At 75.4% G+C, this 17,707-nt stretch carries 6 protein-coding genes; all 6 read right to left on the bottom strand.

What is annotated here, in order from left to right; all coding sequences use genetic code 11:
- Positions 1 to 28 precede the first annotated feature (28 nt).
- The 6 genes from F4562_RS01770 to F4562_RS01795 are packed head-to-tail and all read right to left on the bottom strand — an operon-like array spanning position 29 to position 17,699.
- On the bottom strand, positions 29 to 964 hold the full coding sequence (locus F4562_RS01770; protein WP_184540448.1) for a phosphotransferase: 936 nt from the start codon (positions 962 to 964) through the stop codon (positions 29 to 31).
- Positions 961 to 2,376, bottom strand: a complete 1,416-nt coding sequence (locus F4562_RS01775; protein ID WP_184540450.1) for a condensation domain-containing protein — start codon at positions 2,374 to 2,376, stop codon at positions 961 to 963. The genes F4562_RS01770 and F4562_RS01775 overlap by 4 nt, the downstream gene beginning before the upstream one ends.
- Positions 2,373 to 8,102, bottom strand: a complete 5,730-nt coding sequence (locus F4562_RS01780) for a non-ribosomal peptide synthetase (protein ID WP_184540452.1) — start codon at positions 8,100 to 8,102, stop codon at positions 2,373 to 2,375. Before F4562_RS01780 ends, F4562_RS01775 begins: the two co-directional genes overlap by 4 nt.
- Positions 8,099 to 12,412, bottom strand: a complete 4,314-nt coding sequence (locus F4562_RS01785) for a non-ribosomal peptide synthetase (protein ID WP_184540454.1) — start codon at positions 12,410 to 12,412, stop codon at positions 8,099 to 8,101. Before F4562_RS01785 ends, F4562_RS01780 begins: the two co-directional genes overlap by 4 nt.
- Positions 12,409 to 17,340, bottom strand: a complete 4,932-nt coding sequence (locus F4562_RS01790; RefSeq protein ID WP_184540456.1) for an FkbM family methyltransferase — start codon at positions 17,338 to 17,340, stop codon at positions 12,409 to 12,411. Before F4562_RS01790 ends, F4562_RS01785 begins: the two co-directional genes overlap by 4 nt.
- Positions 17,337 to 17,699, bottom strand: a complete 363-nt coding sequence (locus F4562_RS01795) for a phosphopantetheine-binding protein (RefSeq protein ID WP_221206590.1) — start codon at positions 17,697 to 17,699, stop codon at positions 17,337 to 17,339. Before F4562_RS01795 ends, F4562_RS01790 begins: the two co-directional genes overlap by 4 nt.
- Positions 17,700 to 17,707: the final 8 nt, after the last annotated feature.

Below are 17,707 nucleotides of genomic sequence, written 5' to 3' on the forward strand. Positions count from 1 at the left end.
CGCCCGCGGGAGGCCCTCCCCCGGCCGCTCACGGCTCGACCTGCCGCCAGCGTTCCGTCACGGACCGCTCGATCCCGTGCATGACGGCGGGCGAACGGAGCGGGTCCGCGGGGAGGCGGCCCTCACGCCGCCACAGGCAGCGGCGCAGCGCGACGATCACCGCCGCGTGACGGGCGGCGTCCCGGATCAGGCGGGTGTCCGGCTCGGCCTCGCGGCCGGCGCGGTAGCCGCGCAGCAGGCACCGGGCCCGCCGCACGGACAGGCTCCGGCGGCAGCACAGGCCCAGCACGGCCATCCCCACGTCCACCTCGGGGACGTCCAGCGAGCCGTCCTCCCAGTCGATGAAGACCAGGGTGCCGTCGTCCTTGAGGATGATGTTGTCCGGGAACAGGTCGGCGTGGACGGGCACGCGGGGGCCCGGGTGCTCCATCGCGTACCGGGTGGCCCGCAGCGTGGCGGTCGCCCACCGGCTGAAGGCGCCGTCCGGCAGCGATTCCAGGAGATCGGCCTCGGCGTCACCGAGGCGCAGGTGCGGACGCAGCGGGCTGCGGAACCCGGCCGCGGTGCGGTGGACCCGCCCCAGGAGCATGCCCGCCTGCTCGACGAGGCCGGGCGGCGGAAGCCGGGGCAGCGTGCGGCCTTCGACGAAGTCGCAGACGATGGCCGGCGACCCCAGGTGGGAGGTCACCCAGTCGCCGTCGCGTGAGGCGTGTATCCGCGGCACCGGGGCACCGGTCAGGAACAGGTGCCGCAGGAGGCGGGCGTACTGCCGGGCCGACTCCGGGGACCTCTTGCGCAGCACCGTCAGCACGACCGGCCCGGCCTGCGTCTCCACCCGCACGTGTGAGTTCTCCACGCCGCCGGCCAACGGCCGTGCCCGCAGGACGTCCAGGCCGTAGGCGGCCATCAGCAGGGCCACGTCCGTCTCCGGAGTCCGCCGGGCCGCCGGACGGCCAGCCGTCACCGGTGCTCCCCCGGCCCGGACATGGCCGATCTCATGATGTCGGCAACGGTGGCGCCGGGGTCGGTGATCGCGCGCAGCACGCGGTCGAGGTCACCCAGGCAGTCCTTGATCTCCGTCTCGGTGAAGGTCCCGGTCTTGTACGTGAGCGTCCCCACCAGTGCTCCTGCCCGCTCGTCGAGCACCCAGCGCTGTTCGATGCCGGTCGGCGCGAGCCGGGGACCGAGGTCCTCCGCCTCGATGTCCTGGCAGTGCGCGCCGGTCAGCGTGAGCGACTCGGGACGCATCGTGTTGAGCGCGACGGTCACCTGGTACAGGGGATCCGAGCCGAGACCGGCGTGTTCGCACAGGTCCTCCCGGAGGTCCTGGATCGGGAGGGCCTGATGCTCGATCGCCTCGGTGACCGCGACGCCGGCCTCCGCGACCAGTCGCGCCGCCGTCGACGCCGGGTCGATCCGCAGCCGGATGACGGCGGTGTTCACGAAGTAGCCGATCAGGTGCTCCACGTCCGGGCGTGCCCGGTTTGCGATCATCATGCCGATCCGGATGTCCGCGGCGGCCGTCCGGTGGTGCAGGACGAGCGCGAGAGCGGCGAGGAAGGGGCCCGCGAGACCACCGCGGGCGGTCTCGCGCAGGTCCCGGACCAGCGCGGCCGGGATGTGGACCCGTTCGACGTCGACGGGCGTCAGCGCCTCCGCCGGTGGTGCGGGACGTTCGGTGAAGGTCATCGCGGGCCACGGCCCGGTCAGCCGCTCCCGCCAGAAGCGCAGTTGCCGCTGCTCCTCGGGGCCGCCGCGCTCGCGGCGCATCCGGCGGCAGACGTCGGCGAAGCTGCGGGGCAGCGCGGGCAGGCCGGCGGGCCGGTCGAGCACCGCGGCGTCGTAGAGCGCCGACAGCTCGCGGTAGAGCACGCCGATGGACCAGCCGTCGCTCACCAGATGGTGGATCTGCAGGAGGACGACGTGCCGGTCGGTGCCGAGTTCGACGAGGTGGACGCGGAAGAGGGGGCCGCGCCGGGGGTCGAGGTCCATGGCCGGCGGCTGGCGCAGCAGTTCGCCGGCGCCGGGCGGGGTGCCCGGCGGGGCGGTGATCGCGCTGCGGGTCACGCGGTCGGGGATGCGGGCGGCGACGAGTTGCACCGGGGTGGCGTCCGGCAGCTGCCGGAAGGTGGTGCGCAGCGCCGACTGCCGGACGACGAGCGCGCTGACCGCACGCTGGAGGGCCCCGGCGTCCAGCGGCCCGTCGACCAGGACGGCGCCGGTGTCGATCGGCCGCAGCCGCGTCGTGTCGCCCGGGGCCGGCCAGGTGCCGTCGGCCAGGGCGAACTCGGCGTCGATGAGGCGCTCCTGCCCCGGGGACAGGGGTGCCGCCTCCACGATCACCGTGGGGTTCGGGCCGGGGCGGTGGCCGCTCATGCGCTGTCCTCCGGGAACACCGGCGGCGGGCCGGACCGGGCGGGCACGCCGCCGAGGAGGGTGTGCAGCAGGACGAGGCGGTCGCCGTGCGGGAACAGCCAGCGCACCGCGTCGAAGTCGATCCCGTGCACCGGGCACAGCCCCAGTCCGGCGGTCACCGCGGTCTGGCAGAGCAACTGCCCCATGTAACCGGCGGTGAGCAGGGCCAGGGGTTCGGCCTCGGCACCGTAGAGGGGGGCGGAGTCGGCGGGATCGGTCGTCAGGAACAGGGTGAACGCCGCAGTGCGGGCCACCGGCCGGTTGACGGGCCCCACGTGGATGCCGGTGTCCAGGTCGACGTCGGGGACCTGGAGGATCAGGTCGTGGGCGTCGGGGTGGTAGGTGTACAGGCCGCCGGTGATGCCTTCGACCCGGCCGGGACGCAGGTGGACGTGGACCTGGGTGGCGTAGAGGCCGCCCGCGGACGGGTAGAGGAAGGCGGGCCGGCCGCCGGCGTCGGTGCGGCGCATGCTGTCGAGGAGGTCGGCGAGGGCGGTCGCGGGCACCGTCTCGCCGGTGAAGGATCGCGGGGTGGCCCGCCGGGCACGGGCGGCCATGCGCCGCGGCGGGTTGCCCGGCAGGACGCGGGTGGCCGGGGCCGGCGGGTAGGCGGGCCGGGTGGAGCGGAAGGCCGCCCGGTCGTCGGGGTCGGTGAGCGGTGTCCAGCCGGTCCAGGGGGTGGCCGGGCTTCCGCCGGGGGCCGGGACGGCGGCGGGCCCGGCCTGCTCGACGATGGTGCGCAGCGTCGGGGCGTCGTAGAACGCGGCGAGGTCGGGCCTGCGGCCGCTGTGTCTCTGCACGGCGTTGGCCAGGCGGATGACGTCGACGGAGGTCAGCCCCAGGGCCAGCAGGTCGTCGTCGAGGCCGGGACGACCGGGGAGGAGGTCTTCCAGAGCGTCCAGCAGCCGCCGTTCCCAGGTCCGGGGCCGGGGCTCGGCCGTGGTGGTTTCCGGAGTGGCGGCCTCCGGCGGCATGGCGGCGTCCGTGCCGGTGTCCGTGGGGTCCGTGGCGGCGTCCGTGGTGGTGCCGGCGTCCGCGACGGCGGTGGCGGCGGTGGCGGCGGCGGTCCGGGCCAGCGCCGCCCGGTCGATCTTGCTGGTGGAGTTGAGCGGCAGCTCCGGGAGGGCGACGAGGGTCGCGGGAAGCATGTGGCCGGGCAGGAGCCGGGCGAGTTCGGTGCGGATGCCGGGGACGGGGCGGGAGGTGACGACGAAACCCGCGAGACGCCGGTCGGCGCGTTCACCGGTGACGACCACCGCGGCCTGGTCGACCCCGGCGATCGCGGCCAGGGCGGCCTCGACCTCGCGCAGTTCGACCCGGTACCCGCCGATCTTGACCTGGGCGTCGCGGCGGCCGAGGAACTCCAGTTCGCCGTCCGCCCGCCGGCGCCCCCAGTCGCCCGTCCGGTACAGCCGCCGGCCGGTGCGGCCGTCGAAGACGAACGCCTCCCGGGTGAGGTCGGGGGCGTCCCAGTAGCCCAGCGCGGTGCCGTGGCCGCCGATGTGGATCTGCCCCGGCGTCCACACCGGGCACGGCAGGAGCCGGTCGTCGAGGATCTCCACGCTCTGACCGGTCATCGGGGTGCCGTAGGGGATGCTCGCCCAGCCGGGGTCCACGTGCTCCACCTCGTGGAGGATCGACCAGATCGAGCCTTCGGTCGCGCCGCCGAGGCTGATCACCCGGCAGTCGCGGGCCCGCGCGCGGACGCGTCCGGGCAGCTCCAGCGGGATCCAGTCGCCGCTGAGCAGGCAGAGGCGCAGGTTCCCCGGGAGGGCGTCGCCGTCGGGCAGGGCGTCCAGGAGGAGCTCCATCAGCACCGGCACCGAGTTCCACACCGTGACGTTCTCGTCGCGGGCCAGCCTGATCCAGGCGGAGGGGTCGGTGCGCTGGTCGCGGGTGGGGACGACGACGGTGGCCCCGGCCGCGAGCGCGCCGAACAGGTCGTAGACCGCCAGGTCGAAGGTGAACGGGGAAACGGCCAGCAGTGTGTCGTCAGGGCCGACGCCGAACCGCTGGTTGACGTCGAGGATCGTGTTCAGGGCTCCCCGGTGGGGGATCATGACGCCCTTGGGCCGGCCGGTGGACCCCGAGGTGTAGATCACGTAGGCCAGGTCGCCGGCGGTCCGCGGCCGATGCGCAGGCGCCGCCGGCCCGGTGCCGGGGTGTTCCTCCTCATCGGCCAGGATCACGTGGACGCCGTCGGGGACGCCGGTACGGGCCGCCACCGCCCGCTGGGTCACCACCACCGACGCACCGGCGGCGGAGAGGAGTTCGAGGACCCGCTGCCGTGGCCAGGCCGGATCGACCGGCACGAAGGCGTGGCCGGCGATCAGTACGCCGAGCGCGGCGGCCGCCTGGTCGGGGCCGGGTTCGCAGAGCAGCGCGACGAGCTCGCCGCCGGGGTGCGCCGCCGCGATGCGGGCCGCCAGGAGCCGGGCTCGTTCGCGCAGTTCGGCGTAGGTGACGCGCCGCCCGTCGGACACGACGGCGGTCCTGCCGGGGTGCCGGCGGGCCTGTTCCAGGAAGGGCTCGTGCAGCAGGCGTTCGCCGCCGAGCGGCGGTGGCAGCGGCGGCGGGGCCGGCGGGACGGTCAGGCGAGGACGCTGCGGGGCGTCGGCGTGGTCGATCAAGGCGCGCAGGCCGGCCGTGTGGTCGTCGAGCATGTCCTGGACGAAGCCTTCGGGCAGCAGCCCGGCGACGGTGTCGAAGTTGACGACCAGCCGCCCGGCCACTTCGTAGGTCTGGTAGTCGAACAGGACCTGCGGGGTCTGCCCGATCCCGTACCCGATGGTGCCGGGAAAGGGGTCCGGCGCTTCGTCGGCGGGGGTTTCGAGGTCGAGGGTGCTGGTGAACACGACGGGTGCGGCCGCCGCGGTGGAGTCCGCGGTCCTCTCCCGCAGGTCGCGCAGCACCTCCACACCGCTGTAGAGGCTGTGGTCGAGGTCGTCCCAGAGCCGGCGTTGCAGGGTGCGCAGCCGGTCGGCGAACGTGGGCCCGGTCAGGTCCACGGCGGTCAGCACGGTCGAGGTGAAGTCGCCGACGACGGCGTTGATCCGCGGGTGCACGTCGAGCCGGTTGTAGACGGTGACGTTGACCAGGAAGGCGGTGGTGTTGGTGAAGCGGCCGAGGGTTTCGCCGAACGCGGCCAGCAACAGGGTCGAGAGGGTGCTGCCGTGGGCGGCGGCCACGTCGCGCAGCGCGCCGAGGTCGGCGCCGGGCAGGGTGGCCTGCAGGCGGGTGAAACGGGGGCGGGCCGCGGACCGCATTCTCGGGACGACCGGCAGCGCGGGCGGCGCGGGCAGGTCGGCCAGACGTCCGCGCCAGTAGCGGCGGTCGCGGTCGTAACGGCCGCCGGCCGTGACGGCGGGCAGGTGGGCCACGTAGTCGGCGAAGGTGAGGGGCAGGGCGGGGAGCCGGACGCCGGGGTCGCGGTAGAGGCGGTGGGCTTCGCGGTACAGGATCTGCCAGCTCAGCGCGTCGCCGATGAGGAGGTCGAAGCTCAGGAACAGGCGGGTGACGCCACCGGGCAGCAGGGCCGCCTCGACGGTGAACAGCGGCCAGACGGCGGTGTCGCGGCGGGCGTGGGACAGGCGTTCGCGGATGCCGGCGAGCCGGGCGTCGGCGTCGGCCGCGGTCCGCAGGTCGAAGGTGCGGATCCGGTAGGGCGGGACGCTCGGCAGGATCCGCTGCCTGCCGTCCTCGGTGATCACGGCGCGGAGCATGGCGTGGCGGTCGATGAGGGCCCGCCAGACGGCGGCGAGGCGTTCGAGGTCGAGGCCGGGGATGTCGGCCTCGGTGTACAGGTGGGAGTCGACGCCGCCGAGGTCGAAGCCGTCGTCGCGGCCGGCCCAGTACGCCTGCTGGATGCCGGTCAGCGGGAACGGCCGGTCCGTCTCGCCGGGGCCGGGGGTCAGCGGCGGAAGCGGGTCGGGGGGTGCGGCGTCGGTCAGCAGGAGCTCCCGCACCCGCGAGGACAGCGTCCGCGGGGTGCTCGACCTGAGCAGGTCGCCGAGGGTGAGGTCGACGGCGAGCGCCGCACGCAGCCGGGCGATGAGGCGCAGGGCCAGCAGGGAGTGCCCGCCGGCCGCCAGGAAGTCGGTGTCGGCGCTCACCGGGCGTCCCAGGACGGCGGCGAACGCGTCGGTCACGACCTGCGGGAGCGTGCCGTCGCCGGTGACGGCACCGGTCGCCGGCCCGGGAGACGGACTCGGCGGCGACGGCGGGGACAGCGGGAACTGCGGGGACGGGGACGGCGGGGACTGCGGGGACGGGGACGGCGGGGACTGCGGGGACGGGGACGGCGGGGACTGCGGGGACGGGGACGGCGGGGGCTCCGGTGACCGTGTGTCGAAGGCGGCGAGGCCGGCGGTCTGCGCGGCCAGGTCCGCGATCGGAGGGTCGGTCTCCGGCCGGAGCAGGCTCAGCATCCTGCGCAGGCAGGCCAGCGTGGCACGCGCGTGGGTGTCGTCGACCCGGGAGCGGTCGTTGACCAGGCGCAGGCGCAGACCGGCGAAGGTCTCAACGACGAGCACGAGGGGGTGCCGCGTACGGCCCCCGTCGGAGCGGATGCCCGTGGGGTCGAGCCGGAGGGCGCCGGGCGGGTGCGGGCGGCCGTCGCCCGGGTCCGGGTGCGGGTAGTCGGCGATGGAGACGACGCTGTCGTACAGCGCGCGGTCCTCGGGCAGTCCGGCCCAGGCGTGGATGTCGGCGGTGGAGCAGGCGCTGTCGCGGTCGGCGCGGGCGAGCAGGTCCTGGACGTGGCCGATCCAGTCGCCCGCGCGGCCGTGCGGCGGGCGGGCCAGGCGGAGGGGGACGGTCGTCGCGAGCGGCCCGGCGAGGGTCGCGGCGCCGGGAAACGGATGGGAGCGCCCGGAGACGGTGACGCCGACGGCGATGTCGTCACGGCCACGCTGACGCGCCGCGATGACGCCCCAGCACGCGAGGAGCGCCGCCGCGGGGGTGACGCCGCGTGCGCGGGCGAAGGAGCGCAGGGCCGCGGCCTCGTCGCCGGGCAGGGTGACGCCGTGCTGCCCGAACCGCTCGGCGGGAGCGGGCCGCGACGCGAGCGGCGGCGGGGGGACGTAGCCGTCGAGGTGTTCGCGCCAGTGTGCCCGCTGGTGGTCGCCGGGCCGCTCGGCGAGCCAGAGGGCGTAGCGGCCGAACGGCTGCGGGTCCGGGTCGGACGCGGCGCCCGTGTTGTAGCGCAGCAGCAGCTCCCGCACGAGCATCAGGTGGGCCCAGCCGTCCAGGATGCCGTGGTGGTGGGTCCACACGAGCTGGTGGTGGGCGGAGGCCAGCCGGTGCACGGCCAGGCGCAGCAGCGGTGGCCGGGTCAGGTCGAAGGGTTCACGCCGCTGCGTGCGCAGGAGTTCACGGAGGTTTTCCTCCTGGCGGCCGGGGTCCAGCCCGGTGCCGTCCACCATGTCGATGGTCACCTCGGCCCGGTCGAGCACCACCTGCTGCGGGTCGGCCGCCAGGTCCCAGGCGAAGCCCGTGCGCAGGATCTCGTGGTCGGCGATCATCGTGGCGCAGGCGTGCCGGAGGCGGGCGAGGTCGAGGACGCCGCGTAAGGGGAAGGCCGCCTGCTCGACGAACAGGCCGTCGTCCGGGCTGGTGAGCGTGCCGAGGAGGAACCCCTGCTGCGCGGGCGTCGCCGGGTAGAGGGCGGTGATGGTCTGTCCGGTCATGATCCCTCAAAGATGGCGGTGATCCGCCGCAGGTCTGCGGGGTCGAGGCTGCCCGGGTGCCGCACGGTGCCGCGTGCGGGCGGGACGGGGTCGGCGAGCATGAGGACGAGCCGGCGAGCGAAGGCCTCCGCGAGGCGGGCGACGGTCGCCTCGGCCACCCAGGACGGGCAGTGGCGCCACCTCACCTCCAGGCTGCCGGGCCGTGTCCAGCAGATGACCTCCAGGGGGAACAGGATGGGTTCGTCCGCCCCGCTCTCCGGTCCGGTCTCCGCTCCGCTCTCCGGTCCGGTCTCCGGCGTGAGGCCGGGGTCGGCGCCGCCGGGAAGCTCGCCCAGGTAGTTCAGCGCCACCGGGGGAAGCGGCCCGTCACGCCGCGTGTCGTGGCCGAGCCGGCGGTGCAGGGAGGCGATGAGCGCCTGCGGGTCGGTCAGCAGCGCGCGGTCGGCGACCAGCGAGTGGAAGGTGGTGAGCCACCCCACCACGGACGCCCGGTCGCCGCCGGGCAGGTCCCGGCCGTGGCCCTCCACGCAGACGACGGTGGGCAGGTCGGGGCGGACGTCGGCCAGCGCGGTGAGCAGGGCGGCCGCGAGCGCGGCGACGCCCCGGCGGGGCTCGGCGCGTTGCGCGGCGAGCAGGAGCTCCCGGATGGACGCGTCCAGGCTGGTCGCGAGGGTGCGCGGCGCGCCGGTCGCCCGGTGCTCGGCGGGGAAGACCACGGCGGGGCGGCCGGCCTCGTCCAGTAGGTCCGGGTAGCCGTCGGACGTCGGGCCTGCCGGGTCGCCGGTGGGACGGGCGTAGGCGTGCCACAGGTCGTCGGTGAGGATCTGGAGCGACACCACGTCGGCCACCAGGTGGTGGACGATCCAGACGACGCGGTCCCGGCGGGTGCCGTCGTTCCGGATCAGGCACAGGCGGAAGACGGCCGAGTCGAGATCGAGCTCCTGTTCCCTCCGTGCCAGGAAGTCCCGTACGGCGCCGTCGCGGGCGGCCGGCGGCGTGTCCGCCAGGTCGAGGACGTGGACCTGCGCCGGTGCGGGCGGGACCAGCCGGCCGGACCAGCCCCGCCCGGTGTGGGTGAAGACGGACCACAGCGCGGGATGCCGGTGGACCGTGGTCTCCAGGGCCGACCGCAGGCGGCCGGTGTCGACGTCGCCGGGCGTCTCGGTGATCCAGCGCAGGCTCCAGCGCCGCGGCTGCGCCGGGCGGGTGGCGAAGAAACCCGCCTGGTTCGGCGTCAGCGGGATCGGCCCGTACCGGACGGGTCCGCCGCCGGACCGCCCGGTGCGCGCCGCCGCGCAGATGCGGCGGAAGACGCGTCCTTCCATGATGTCGTGCACGCCGAGCAGCAGGCCGGCGCGCCGCGCGTGGGTGGTCAGCAGGACGGCCTTGACCGAGTCGCCGCCCTCGGTGAAGAAGTTGGCCTCCATGCCCGGCGGCGGGGAGCCGAGGACCTGCCGCCACAGGCGGGCGAGGGTGGTGACGTGCGGGTCACCCGGATCGAGCGGCCCGGCGCCGGCGGTGTCGCGGGACAGCGCGGCCAGGCGCTGGCGGTCGACCTTGCCGTTGCCCTGCACCGGCAGCTCGGGCAGGACGTGGAAGGTGTCGGGGCGGGCGTAGAACGGCAGGCGTGTCCCGGCCAGCGACCTGGCCCACTCAGGCAGCGCCGGCCCGTCGGCGGGGTCGGCGGGGACGAGGAAGGCGCTGAGGGTGGTCACCTCCCGGGAGGACACCGGGATCACGGCCGCGGCGGCGATGCGGGGGTCACCGGTGAGGACGCCTTCGATCTCGCCCGGCTCGACCCGGTATCCGTGGACCTTCACCTGCCGGTCGATCCGCCCGAGCATCTCCAGGGTCCCGTCGTCGCGCAGGACCGCCAGGTCGCCGGTGCGGTAGGCGTGCCCGCCGCCGGACGGATCGGCCGTGAAGCGGGCCGCGGTCTCCTCCGGGCGATCGAGGTAGCCGGTCGCGACGCCCGCCCCGGAGACCACGATCTCCCCGGCGGTGCCGGGCAGGGCGGCGGCGCCGCCGGGGTTGCGCAGTTCGATCGCGGTGTTCCAGATGGGACGCCCGATGGGGACGACCTCCGGGACGACGTCGCCGATCCGGATGGTGTGGGCACAGCAGCCGACGGTGGCCTCGGTGGGTCCGTACTCGTTGGTGACGGTGAGTCCGGCCGCGTCGGGGGCGAGTCCTTCCAACGCGGCGGCGGTCAGCTGCTCGCCGCCCACGACGAGGTGCCGGACGGCGTGCGCGATCCGCCGGCCGGGAAGGAGCGTGGTCAGGAGCCTCAGGCCGCTGGGCGTGACTTTCAGCGGGCTGAGCGCGTGCGCGCGGGACACGGCCTCGGCCAGTGCGTGGGGCTCGTCGGAGGGCAGCAGGGTGACCGTTCCCCCGCTCAGGAGCGGCAGGAACAGGCTGGTGATCGTCATGTCGACGGCGATCGAGGAGTGGACGAGGGTGCCGCCGCCGCGGTCGGTGCCGTAGTGGTGTGAAGCCCACCGCAGATAGTTCAGGAGGGAGGCGTGCGTGATCGGCACCCCTTTGGGGCGGCCCGTCGAGCCGGAGGTGTGGATCAGGTAGGCGAGGTCCTCCGGCCTCACGCCGGCCGGGGCGTCGTCGGTGCCGGTCACCGCCGGCAGGGTGTCCAGCAACAGCGCCCGCGAGTGGTCGGACGGGGCGAGGCAGCCGCTGCCGTCGGTGTCCGTCACGATGAGGCGCGGCTGCGCGTCCCGGAGGAGTCCGGCCACCCGGCCCGCCGGGTGGGTGGGGTCGACCGGCAGGAAGTGGGCCCCGCGGCGCATGACCGCCAGGATCGCCGCCAGCAGCGGCACTCTGCGGCTCATGCACACGGCGACGCGGTCCCCCGCGCCGACGCCCCGTTCGGCCAGCAGCCCGCCCAGCGCGGCGACGGCCGCGCGCAGGGTGCGGTAGTCGACCCGTACGCGGTCGTCGCTCGCGGCGCAGGCGTCCGGCGTGCGTCCGGCCTGTTCGTCGAAGACGTCGAGCAGGGTGCCCCCGTCCACGGGGCGGCTGCCGCCGTCGAGGCGCGCCGTGGCCGCGGCGGGGTCCAGCACCGTGGCGGTCACCTGTTGCGGTGTGCCGCCGAGCAGGTGGGGCGTCCGGGTGAGCAGGTCGCCCAGCCAGCCGGCGAGACGGTGTGCCAGGCCGGCGTCCAGGGCTGCGGGGTCGGCCTCCAGGCACAGCCGGAGGTCGTCACCGGCGAGGAGGGACTGCAGGTCGACCGCGACGTGGTCGACCGGGGCGTGCACGGTGCCGAGGCGGGCCCGGGTGTGCGGTCCGAGGGAGAACTCGGCCGGTGCGTCGAGGTGGCGGTAACCGACGGTGAACCGTCCCGTCTCCCCGTCGTGGGTGAAGAAGTCGGCGTGCTCCCCCGCCTCGTCGATCTCCGCGCGGCAGGCGCGTACCAGGTCGGCGAGTGATCCACCGGCGTCGCCGCGGACGGGCAACGGCACGCAACGCCCGAGGAGGCCGACCGTGCCGGGAAGCTGGCGCGCCGCCCCTTCGGCGAAGACGGCGATCGATCCCGTCTCGTGCGGCGCGATCCGGGTCAGCAGCAGACGCCAGGCGGTCAGGACGACCGCGTCCACCCCCGGGCCGGTCCGTGCCAGGGCGAGGACGGCGGCGCGGGCGGCTCCGTCGAGAGGCACCGGGACGCGGATGCGCGGGGCGGGTGGCGCCGCACGCAGGACGAGGCCGCGCGCCACCTCCTCGGCGGCCGTCTCGGGCCGCCGGCTCTCCCAGTGGGCACGCCCTCCGGCCGCCTCGGGATCGGTGAGGAGGTCGGCGAGGAACCGGTCGATCGTCTCGGGGTCGGCGGCGTCACCCGCCGGTTCCCCGGCTTCCCCGGCTGGGGAGCGGTAGGCGGCGGCGATCGCCCGCGCGGCGCGCAGCAGGCCGACCGGGTCGACGCCGCCGGTGGCGGGCCGCAGCAGCAGGAGGTGGTTGGTGTCCCCGTGACGTCGCAGGCTCACGATGGGCCGCGTCCCCGGGGACGGGGCCGGCGTCGTGCCCTTCGCGGTCCACATCGCGGCACCCCCCGGGCCGGTGACGAGACGCCCGCGCAGCGCGGGATGACGCCGCAGGACCTGCTCGGCGGCCGAGCGCAGCCGCGCGGTGTCGAGCGGTCCCGTCACCCGCAGGGTCAGGATCGGGGCGGCGCAGCCGGTCCCGTGCCGGGCGGACAGGTGCCGGTGTTGCGGGGCCCGCACCGGCCGGGTGTCGCCCTCGTCCGTCGGGCCGATCGCCCAGACGTCCTCTCCGGTGTGGGGGGAACCGTCGGCGGCTGTCACCGTCCGCCCCCTCTCATGGCGCGCAGGCGTTGCCGGACGAGGTCGCGGGCCTCGCTGACCTGGGGAAGCAGCAGGGCCCGCAGGCGGTGCAGCGCAAGCTCCGGCAGCGCGCAGAACGCCTCCAGGACGAGCGGGTACGCCTCGGCGACCCAGCCGGCCGGGACCGGTGTGTCCGCGGAGGCGTCGAACCGCAGCAGGCCCGTGCCGCCGTCGGCGTGTTCCCAGACGTCGAGCATCAGCGGGTAGGGAAGCGGCCACACCGCAGGCTCAGCCCGGGTGACCGCGCACCCGGGGAGGCTCAGGGGGTGGACCGGCGGCGGTTGCAGGGTGAACATGGTGTCGAAGAGCGGCGCCGGGGCCCGCCGGGCCACCAGGCCGTAGGGGACCTCGGCGTGTTCCAGTGCCCCGGCCGTTTCGTGCGCGGCCGCCGTCAGGTGGTCCGCGATGCCGGCCGACCAGTCGACGCGCGCCGGGACGGGCACCAGGTTGGCGACGAATCCCACCGTGCCGGAGAACGCCGGATCGGCGCGGTTGGCGACGGGGACACCGGTGACCACGGTGTCGGTGCCGGTGGTCGCGGCGAGAAGCAGCTGGTAGGCGGCGAGGTAGACGGTGAAGGGGGTGGCCGGGAGCCCCTGGGCCAGGGTGCGGACACGCCGGATCAGCGGTTCGCCGAGGGGGAACCGGATGTGGCGCGGATCGACGGGCCCGCCGCCGCGGGCGTCCCAGCGGGCCGTCCCCGCCCCGGGCAGGGAGGCCAGGACGGCCGTGACCGCCTCGTCGAACTCCTGGCGCCGTCGCCGTCGCAGCACGTGGTCGCTGTAGTCGGAGAACGGAGGACCGGGCGGCGCCGGCGGGCCGGGGTCGGCGTACGCCGACGTCAGGTCGCGCTGGACGAGGTCGACGGACCAGCCGTCGGCGGCGCTGTGGTGCAACGCCATCAGGAGCACGTGGTCCGCCGGCCCGAGGACGAGCACGGCAGCGCGCAGCATCAGGTCCCGCTCCAAGTCGAACGCCCGGCTGAGGAACTCGGTGCAGGCGCGCTCGATCTCCCGGTCCCGCTGCCGGGCGGGCACCGCCGTCAGGTCCGTGACCGGCAGCCGGAACTCCTGCGGGCACGGCCGTTGCACCAGGACGCCGTCACGGGCCGTCAGCACGGTGGCGAGCGCCGGGTGCCGGGCGACGACGGCCGCCAGTGCCCCGCGGAGGCGGTCGAGGTCCAAGGGGCCGCGGACGCGGTGCACGAGCGGGATGATCTGCGCGTTGCCGCGTCCGCCGATCATCTCCGCCGCCCAGATCCGCCGCTGCCCGTACGAGGCCGCGCGGGAGCCGTCCCCGGTGCCGGCGGGTTCGCCGCGCCGCGCCGCGGGCCGCCGGCCCGCGGCGGCCAGGTGCGCGACGCCCCTGACCGTCGGGGTCCCCAGCAGCCGGTCGGCCGGCACGTCCATGCCATGATCCCGGTGCAGCCGGGTGGAGATCAGGGCCGCCGTCACGGAGTCGCACCCGAGGCTGAACAGGTCGTCGTGGACGCCGATGGGCCGGACGCCGAGAACGTCCTCCCACACCTCGGTGATCCGGCGTTCCGTGTCGGTCTCCGCCGCCACGTACGGGGTGTTCGCCGGCCCCGGCCGTGACACCGGTCCGGCGTGGGCGGCCTCTGCCACCCGGGCGGCGTGCGGTGAGACGGGCCACCGCGGACGCGGTGACATCGTGTCGGGTGCCCCGGGCGGTGCCGGGGCGGGGGCGGTGCCCGGGGCCGCCTGCTGGACACGCCGCCAGTCCAGCCGGGACGCGGCCGAGGCGTCCACCGGTCCGGCGGCTCCGCCGGGTCGGGCCGCGAGGAGCGTGTGGGCGGCGCGCACGAAGTCCAGGGCCGGCCGGTTACGGGGTCCCGGCACGGCGTGCAGGTCGATGCCGCGCAGCCCGGTCGCGGTCGCCCGCTCGGCCAGCGCGCGGAGCATGCGCCACTCGACGTTGCGTCCCAGTGCCCGGCAGCTGAGGAAGAAGTCCCGCACCCGCAGCGTGTCGCCGTCGCCGTCGCCGTCGGGGTCGGGGTCGGCCGACACGAAGCCGACCAGGCCGTAGTCGCCGAACCGATCGCGTGCCCGCACCGACAGCGCGACCGCTCCGCGGGCGATCAGCTGGCGCACGCTTCCGGGGGTGTGCCGGCGCAGGAGGAGGTTGAACTGCGTCGTCCGGGCCGCCAGCTGGCTGATCCGATCCGCTTCGCCGTCCTCTGCGTCGGTCACCTGGACGTCGAGTTCCAGCTGCGCCAGGTAGTCGGCGACCGTGGAGGCCGCCGCGGCTGCCTCGCGGCGCCGCGCCTCGTGGGCGAACGACCGGAGACGGGACCGGTCCTCGGCGGTGCCGGGCGGGATGTCGAGCTGCCAGGTCGCGTGCAGCGCCTCCGGGAAGGCGTGTGGGTCGTCCGGAAGGTCGACGACGGTCAGCGCGGGGTGCGCGAGGGCCACCTCGGTACGTTCCGCCGGGCTGTCGTCGATGAAGACCAGCGACTCGGCGGCGAAGCCCAGCTCGGCGGCGACGGCCGACACGGTGGCCGACTTGGGGCCCCAGTCCGCGCGGACGAGGGTGAAGTCGCCGAGCGTCAACGGCATGCCGGGGTGGGCGGCGAAGACGGCCGCGACGTCCTCGGGGTTGTTCCGTGAGCACAGGCACAGCGCCCGCCCGGACCGCGCCTGGGCCAGCAGGAACTCCTGCACCCGGCGATAGGGGCCGCCCACGTCGACGTTCTCCGGGCCGATCTCGCCGCACACGCCGCCCCACAGTGTGTTGTCGGCGTCCACCAGCACGGCTTTGGTGACGGGACGCTCCACCGCCGTCATGGTGCGCAGCAGCGCTTCGGCCAGCTCCAGCGCGGCGGAGGCGGTGGGGGCGGAGGTGGGGACGGAGGCCGTGGCGGCGGAGACGGTGGGGGCGGTGGCGGTGGCGTGCCCGGCCTGTGCCGGGCTCGGGCGACCGGTCGCGGGGCCCGGATGCCCGGCCGCCGGGCGTGGCCCGACGAAGGAGAGGCCGCGTGCCGCCGCGGCGTCCCGGACCTGCCGCTCGTCGGAGGGCGTCGTCCCCGGCGGCACGGTCACGTACAGCGGCAGCGAGGAGACCCGGGCCCAGTGCGCGGCGGCGTCCGCCTGGCGTGCCAGCCAGGAGGCGTCGCGCCGCGGGACACCGCGGCGCCACGCGTACAGCATGAAGATCTCCGACCCGGTGAACAGGGCGTCCTGTTCGACGACCGTGTCGAAGCCGTGGCGGTCGAGCGTCGCGCCGATCCTGGCCAGCCGTCCCCCCACGTCGTGCACCTCCGCGACGATCTGGTCGATGAGATGCCAGTGCTCGTCGGCGATTCCGGCGAGCACCTCCTCCTCCGCCCGTTCCGCGTCGATCTTCAGCAGGTGGATCCGCTCCACCCGCCGGTCACGGATCCAGTCGGAGAGGCGGATCACCGGCACCCGGTGCAGCCGCCGCCCCGTCGTCCGGGTCCGCACGGTGGTCGCGAGAGCCCGCTCGACGTCCTCCCGCATGTCCGGGGTGATCCTCCCGTCGGCGGCGGTCCGGTGCCGGGCGTACCCCTTGATGATCTCTTCGTCGGCGTCCGCGTCGGTGTGGAACCCGGACTGCAGCGACGAGTGGGGGTAGAACGTGATGGTCCGCTCGCCCCGGGTCTCCCCCAGCGCGACGGCCGACACCGTGGCGTTCACCCGGTAGCGGTCGATGTTCGACCGCAGTGCCTCGGCGACGGCCGAGACGGGTTCGAAGGCGGTGACCCGGACGTTCTCCGCCTCGGCCGCCGCGAAGAGAGTGAAGAGCCCGATGTTCGCACCCACGTCCACCACGTGGTCCCCGTCGCAGACGCGCAGACCGTGGCGGAGATACCGCCGTCGGACGACGATCTCGTCGTAGAGCTCCCGGGTCTCGTTCGCGTTCATCTCGGCGACGGGTCTCCCGTCGGGCAGCGTCCCCGCCGGCCCGCCGGCGTCGTGGCCCCCGACGACGGGCGACCAGCCCACGCCGGGACCGGCGACGACGAGGTTCGCTCCCCGGCTCGCGGGACGCAGCCGGCCCGTCTCCCGCTCGGGGGCCCGTGTCTCCTCGGGTTCGATCCGCCGTACCCGGACCGGCAGGTCGATCGCCGCACCCCACGCGTGCAGGGCCGCGGCGACCTCGGTGAACCCGGCGGCGGCCAGGAGACGGATGTCGAAGAAGAGCTGGGGCACCCGGCCGGCCGTCGCCTCCGCGGAGGCTCCGGGGTGGTCGGCCAGGGCCCGGATCACGGCGGCCGCCTGACCGGCGAACGCCCGGAGAACCCCCTCGTCGGCGATATCCCGGCGCGCGGTGAGCGTCCATTCGACCCCGTCGTCGCCGACCCATACGAGACATGACAGCGGGTGGCCGGCTGCGGGCGGGACTCCGGTGTGCCGGTCGACGCGGAACGCGAACTCCGGCAGTTCGCAGATCCGCAGCGTCCGCCGCATGAGGTCCAGCGGGTCGTCCGGGTGCCGCCGCGCCGGCGTGCGCGTCCAGCTCTCCGCCAGGGCGTGCAGGGAGCGTTCCCCTTCGATGCCGAGGGTCAGGACGTCGGCCTGCCCCCGCGGCCCGTCCGGTCCCCTGCCTCCGTCCGCCGTGTGCACGACGGCGCATCCGCTGTTGACGGCCAGCAGGAAGGCGAAGACCGTCCGCTGCAGGTCCTCAGGATCCGCCTGCCCGCGCGCGGCCTCCCACGTCGGGGCCGGGCAGACGGGGACGGTGACGGCGGCCCGTGTCCGGCTCCCGCCGGGATCGGGCCGGGTCCAGCCGGCCCGCCAGTCCTGTGACGAGGTCGTGGCGAGCGGGTCGCCGCCGGCCCCTGGGCTCGTCCGCCCGGTTCGCCGGCCCTGTGATGAGTCGTCCGCGGTCATGGCGTGGCCAGCCGTCATGGCGTGGCCCGGTCGGAGCCGGCGGGTTCACCGACGCCGGCCGGGCGGGCGGGCGTCTCACCCGTGCGCGCCGGCCCGCGGTCGCCGACGACTTCGCGGATCATCGTCCACAGGGCACCGGCGGTGGCGAAACTGTCCGGGTCGAGCCGTTCGTCGGGGACCATGATGTCGAACTCCTGCTCCAGGCTGACCAGCAGGGTCACGGAGGCGAGCGAGTCCAGCCCCATGTCGGGAAGACTCGTCGCCGGTGCCAGCGTGCCGGCGCCCAGCAGCGGCAGGTGCCGGCGCAGCAACGCGTCGAAAACGTCCGGCCACGGTGTCGTGCTCATGGTCACCGGCTCCTCCGGGGTCGTGGTCATCGAAGCGT

It is taken from the genome of Streptosporangium becharense (assembly GCF_014204985.1).
GTDB lineage: Bacteria > Actinomycetota > Actinomycetes > Streptosporangiales > Streptosporangiaceae > Streptosporangium > Streptosporangium becharense.

What these genes read in the sequence shown, in the direction of transcription:
- F4562_RS01795 (WP_221206590.1), bottom strand. Translation starts at nt 17,699, where the DNA reads ATGACCACGACCCCGGAGGAGCCGGTGACCATGAGCACGACACCGTGG.
- F4562_RS01790 (WP_184540456.1), bottom strand. Translation starts at nt 17,340, where the DNA reads ATGACGGCTGGCCACGCCATGACCGCGGACGACTCATCACAGGGCCGG.
- F4562_RS01775 (WP_184540450.1), bottom strand. Translation starts at nt 2,376, where the DNA reads ATGAGCGGCCACCGCCCCGGCCCGAACCCCACGGTGATCGTGGAGGCG.
- F4562_RS01780 (WP_184540452.1), bottom strand. Translation starts at nt 8,102, where the DNA reads ATGACCGGACAGACCATCACCGCCCTCTACCCGGCGACGCCCGCGCAG.